Raw genomic sequence first — 4,672 nt, forward strand, 5'->3', positions numbered from 1 at the left:
GGCCAAGGGGATCCTGCCGATGGCCTTCGGCAACCTCGACAAGAGCCCGGGAATTCATCTGTTCGGGGTGGTCCAGGCCGCACTGGCGGGCGCGCCTGCCGTGAACGAACTGGTCAGTGGTCAGGGCGGTGCATGGACCGACGAGGCATCGCTCAAGGCAGCTCAGCAAGTCGCTGATTGGAGCAAGCAGGGGTATCTCACCCCAGGCGCAAACGGGGTGTCCCGCGATGACGCCGTCGCAGGATTCGGCAAGGGCGGGGCCCTGTTCACCCTGACTGGCACGTGGTTGCAGCAGACGATGCAGGACGACCTCGGCGCGGGTGTCGGTTTCACGACGCTGAACTCGACCGACGGTCAGCCCGCGACCACCGGCGGTCAGGGACTGGCGTGGGCGATCACCTCGAAGTCCGCGCATCCGGACGTCGCCGCCGCCTATGTCAACTTCATCTCCGACGCCAAGGCCGCCAAGACGCTCCTGGACACCGGCAATCTTCCCACGGTGTTGCCGACGGACTACCAGCCGCAGTCGGGCACCGTCGCCGCCGACATCGCGACCCAGTACCGCGACGTCCAGAAGGCCAATGGTGAAGTGCCGTATCTGGATTACTCCACGCCCACCTTCTACGACACCATCACCGCCGGGATGCAAGAACTCGTCGGCGGTCAGATCGACCCGCAACAGTTCGTCGACACCCTGCAGAAGGACTACGCGAGCTTTCTGGCGGGCAAGAAGTAACGATGACGCTGCACCAACCCGAGCAGCGGGCGACCCCACCGGGTGAGGGCGAGGTCGTGACGACCGACGATGGTGGCGCGCCCCCGCGGCGGCCCGCCCGTCGCTCGATGAAGGCCTATCTCTACGTGGCGCCGGCCTTCCTGGTGTTCGCGGCCTTCCTGGGTGCCCCGGTGGTGCAGACCGTGCAGTACTCATTCTACGACTGGGACGGCATGGGCAAGTCCACCCTCGCCGGCCTGTCGAACTATGTCGCCGTGTTCACCGACGAACGATTGCGTGACTCCTTTCTGCACGCGGGTGTGCTGATGTTGTTCTATGCCGCAGCACCGGTTCTCATCGCGCTGTTCCTCAGCGCATTGATCTCCCGGGCGCACGCGTTGAGGTCGATGTCGTTCTTCCGTACGGTGCTGTTCCTGCCGCAGGTGATCGCGACGGTGGTGATCGCGACCATCTGGATCTCGATCTACTCCCGCGACGGTCTGTTCAACCAGACGCTGCGCCTGGTGGGCCTCGACTCGCTCAGCCGCGTATGGCTGGGCGATCACACCTTCGCCCTGATCGCCATCGGTCTGGTCGGCACGTGGCTGAACATCGGTCTGTGCCTGGTGCTCTTCCTGTCTGGCATCGGCAACATCGCCCCCGAACTCTTCGAAGCCGCACGCCTCGACGGTGCCGGGCGGGCAAGGGAATTCATTGCGATCACGCTGCCGTCGCTACGTGGTCAGATCGCCGTGGCGCTGACGCTGACGGTGGTGTCCGCGCTGAAGACCTTCGACCTCGTCTTCATCACCACCCGCGGCGGCCCCGGCAATGCGACCACAGTGCCGGCCTTCGAGGCCTACAACCGGGCGTTCAACACCGGTCAGGTAGGTCTGGCTTCGGCCATCGCGGTCGTGCTGACCGTCGTGATCGTCGTGCTGACCGTGTCGATCAGCCGCATCGCCCCTCGGGAGTCCGAGTGAACCTCAGCCGCACCGAACGGATCGTCAACCAGCTGATCCTGGCCGCCTTCGCCGCGTTCGCCGTGATCCCGCTGCTGGGGGTCCTGCTGTCGTCGGTGACCCCCGCCAAGCAGAACTCCGGCGGGTTCTCGATTCCTCACTCCATCGACCTGGGCAACTACGGGGCGGCATGGAGTCGCGGGAACTTCAGCAGCTACCTCGTCTCGAGCGTGTTCGTGACCACCGCGGTGGTGATCCTCAGCGTCATCCTGGCGACGTTCGCCGGGTTTGCGTTCGCCCGCATGAGCTTTCGGGGCTCTTCGGTGCTGTTCTACCTGCTTCTGATCGGGCTGACCCTGCCGACGGAGGCGTTCATCATCCCGCTGTACTTCAACCTGCGGACCGTGGGGCTCACCGACACCTATTGGGCGCTGATCTTGCCGCAGACCGCGCAGTCACTGGCCTTCGCCGTGTTCTGGATGCGCAACCAGTTCCGGGGTTTTCCCGGCGAGATCATCGAGGCCGCACGCCTCGACGGCGCCAGCGATCTGCGGGTGCTCTGGAGGGTCGTCGTGCCGCCGTCCCTGGCGCCCATGATGACGATGGCCGTCGTCATCACGATGTGGACCTGGAACGAATTCCTTCTGCCCCTGGTCATGGTGGTCTCGGATAGCAGGCGCACCGCACCACTCGGATTGGCGCTGTTCCAGGGTCAGCACCTCACCGACTATTCACTGCTGGCGGCGGCCGGGGTGATGGTCGCACTGCCGATCGCCGTGCTGTTCTTCGCGTTGCAGAAGCGGTTCATCAACGGCATGGTCGGCGGCATCTCGTCACGCTGACCCCGTCCCGACCACGATTCAAAGGAGCAAATCCCATGGCTGCCATTCGATTCGAGAAGGCCCAGCACTGGTACCCGAAGGCGCCGACAGCCGCGGTGGCCGGGATGGACCTGGACATCGCCGACGGCGAGTTCATGGTGTTGGTCGGCCCGTCGGGCTGTGGCAAGTCGACGACACTGCGAATGTTGGCAGGCCTCGAGGAACTCACCGCCGGTTCCATCTATCTTGGCGACCGCGACATCTCGACCACGGCCCCCAAGGACCGCGACATCGCGATGGTGTTCCAGAACTACGCGCTCTACCCCCACATGACAGTCGGCGGCAACATGGAGTTCTGCCTCAAGAACGCAGGCATGTCCAGAGCCGAACGCAAGCGGCGGGTGGCCACGGCCGCAACGACGCTCGGGCTCACCGACTACCTCGACCGCAAGCCCAAGGCGCTGTCGGGCGGCCAGCGGCAGCGGGTCGCGATGGGCCGGGCCATCGTGCGCAATCCGCAGGTCTTCTGCATGGACGAGCCGTTGTCGAACCTCGACGCCAAGATGCGGGTGCAGACGCGCACCGACCTCGCCAAGCTGCAACGCGACCTGGGCGTCACCACCGTCTACGTCACCCACGACCAAACCGAGGCGATGACCATGGGCGACCGCGTCGGCGTCATGAAAGACGGTGTGCTGCAACAGGTCGGGGCGCCGATGGACCTCTATGACCGACCCGCCAACGTCTTCGTTGCCGGGTTCATCGGCTCACCTGCGATGAAGTTCCTCGACGCGAAGCTCAGTGGTGCGTCGGTGACGGTGGGCGGGCACACGATGGCGGTGCACCGTCCCGACGGCGCGGACGGCCCCGTCGTCATCGGAGTGCGGCCGGAAGGCTGGCGCCTGACCTCCCCCGGGGCCGGTATCGCGGTTGCCGTCGGAGTGGTCGAGACCCTGGGGGCGGATGCCTACCTGTACGGCAACGCCAAGATCGAAGGCGGCGACGTCGACATCATCGCCCGCATCGGCGGCCGCGAGCACATCGGGACGGGTGACACGGTATACGTCACCGCGGACGCCCACGCGATTCATCTGTTCGATCAGGTGACCGGCGTGCGAATCAGCTGACGGGCGAGCAGCTCCCGCGCGACGCTGACCGAGTCGACGAGGGGTGCAACGCAACCGCCTTGAGTGCCTTCGTCATCGATCCGGTGGCGGCGGAGAGTGCTGCTCAACGGCCTTCACCTGCCACAGCACCCCGAGCGTGCGGAAGCAGCTCGACCCCTATTGAGGCTCGCGTTGAAAGTCGCGGCTCAGTTGCTTGGCGACGCGTTGGAGAATGGGCACGATGCGTTCACCTTCATCCAACGTCACCCGTCCTGCTGGGCCCGAAACAGAAATGGCCGTCACATTGGGTGCGTTGGGCACCGGCACGGCGAAGCACCTCACCCAGAGTTCCCGTTCGGCTTCGTCGATGGCGTAGCCGCGTTCCCGGCTGCGTTCGAGTTCGGCGATCAGGGTGTCGGCGTCTGTGATGGTGTTCTCGGTGTACTGCGGCATGCCGACGCGGTTGACGAGTGCGCGCACCTCGCTATCTGGCAGTTGCATCAGCAAAGCCTTGCCGATCCCGCTGCAGTGGAGGCGCACCCGACCGCCTACCTCCGTGAAAATGCGCATCGAGTGCGCCGACGGAACCTGCGCGACGTATACCGCCATCGTGGCATCAAGCACTGCCATCTTGGCGGTCTCGCCGGTCTCCTCCACCAATTCTGCTAGGTGCGTGCGGGACGACGTTCCAAATTGTTGGGTGGCGCTCTCGCCAAGCCGAATCAATCGAGGACCCAATGCGTATCGCCGGTTGGGCAGCTGGCGCGCGTAACCGAGGCTGAGCAGAGTCCGTATGACGCGGTGGATGGTTGGTATCGGCATGCCAGTTTGCTCGGCCAGCGCGCTCACGCCGATTGGTCCGCTTTCGGTCGCCATGGCTTCGAGGATCTCGAAGCCACGCTCGATCGATTGGACGCCACCCGTACTCGGTGACTTAGCCACGTGCACCCCTGTCGTTCCGACCTAGCTTTTGGAAGGTTTCGGACATTCCACTATAAGGAAAAGTTAATCCGCCACTCGGCTGGGTGAGGTTTGCGGGGGAGTGCGGTAGGCCTACGTTGGCGCCCC

Annotated in this window: 5 protein-coding genes; 4 read left to right on the top strand and 1 reads right to left on the bottom strand. The window is 64.8% G+C overall.

The annotated features are described in order from the left end of the window. The 4 genes from ACRDUX_RS03445 to ACRDUX_RS03460 form a co-directional block, all read left to right on the top strand. On the top strand, positions 1 to 736 hold a 736-nt coding region (locus tag ACRDUX_RS03445; protein WP_526411045.1), incomplete at its 5' end, for a type 2 periplasmic-binding domain-containing protein. A 2-nt stretch (positions 737 to 738) separates the two neighbouring features. Beyond that, positions 739 to 1,698, top strand: coding sequence for a carbohydrate ABC transporter permease (locus ACRDUX_RS03450; protein ID WP_526411047.1), 960 nt, complete (start codon positions 739 to 741; stop codon positions 1,696 to 1,698). Next, a complete protein-coding gene (locus ACRDUX_RS03455; protein ID WP_526411049.1) occupies positions 1,695 to 2,519 on the top strand; it encodes a carbohydrate ABC transporter permease in 825 nt (274 codons plus the stop codon). The genes ACRDUX_RS03450 and ACRDUX_RS03455 overlap by 4 nt, the downstream gene beginning before the upstream one ends. A gap of 35 nt (positions 2,520 to 2,554) precedes the next feature. Next, the gene (locus tag ACRDUX_RS03460) at positions 2,555 to 3,625 is read left to right on the top strand and encodes an ABC transporter ATP-binding protein (RefSeq protein WP_526411051.1); all 1,071 of its coding nucleotides are present in this window, start codon (positions 2,555 to 2,557) and stop codon (positions 3,623 to 3,625) included. Positions 3,626 to 3,781: 156 nt separating this feature from the next. Here ACRDUX_RS03460 and ACRDUX_RS03465 read toward each other — a convergent pair whose 3' ends face one another. Next, the gene (locus ACRDUX_RS03465) at positions 3,782 to 4,546 is read right to left on the bottom strand and encodes an IclR family transcriptional regulator (protein ID WP_526411053.1); all 765 of its coding nucleotides are present in this window, start codon (positions 4,544 to 4,546) and stop codon (positions 3,782 to 3,784) included. Between the last annotated feature and the right edge of the window lie 126 nt (positions 4,547 to 4,672).

This window comes from Mycobacterium sp. (assembly GCF_050701675.1).
GTDB lineage: Bacteria > Actinomycetota > Actinomycetes > Mycobacteriales > Mycobacteriaceae > Mycobacterium.

Bases quoted from the DNA above. Each gene is read 5' to 3' on its own strand.
- ACRDUX_RS03450 (WP_526411047.1), top strand. From the start codon at position 739: ATGACGCTGCACCAACCCGAGCAGCGGGCGACCCCACCGGGTGAGGGC.
- ACRDUX_RS03460 (WP_526411051.1), top strand. From the start codon at position 2,555: ATGGCTGCCATTCGATTCGAGAAGGCCCAGCACTGGTACCCGAAGGCG.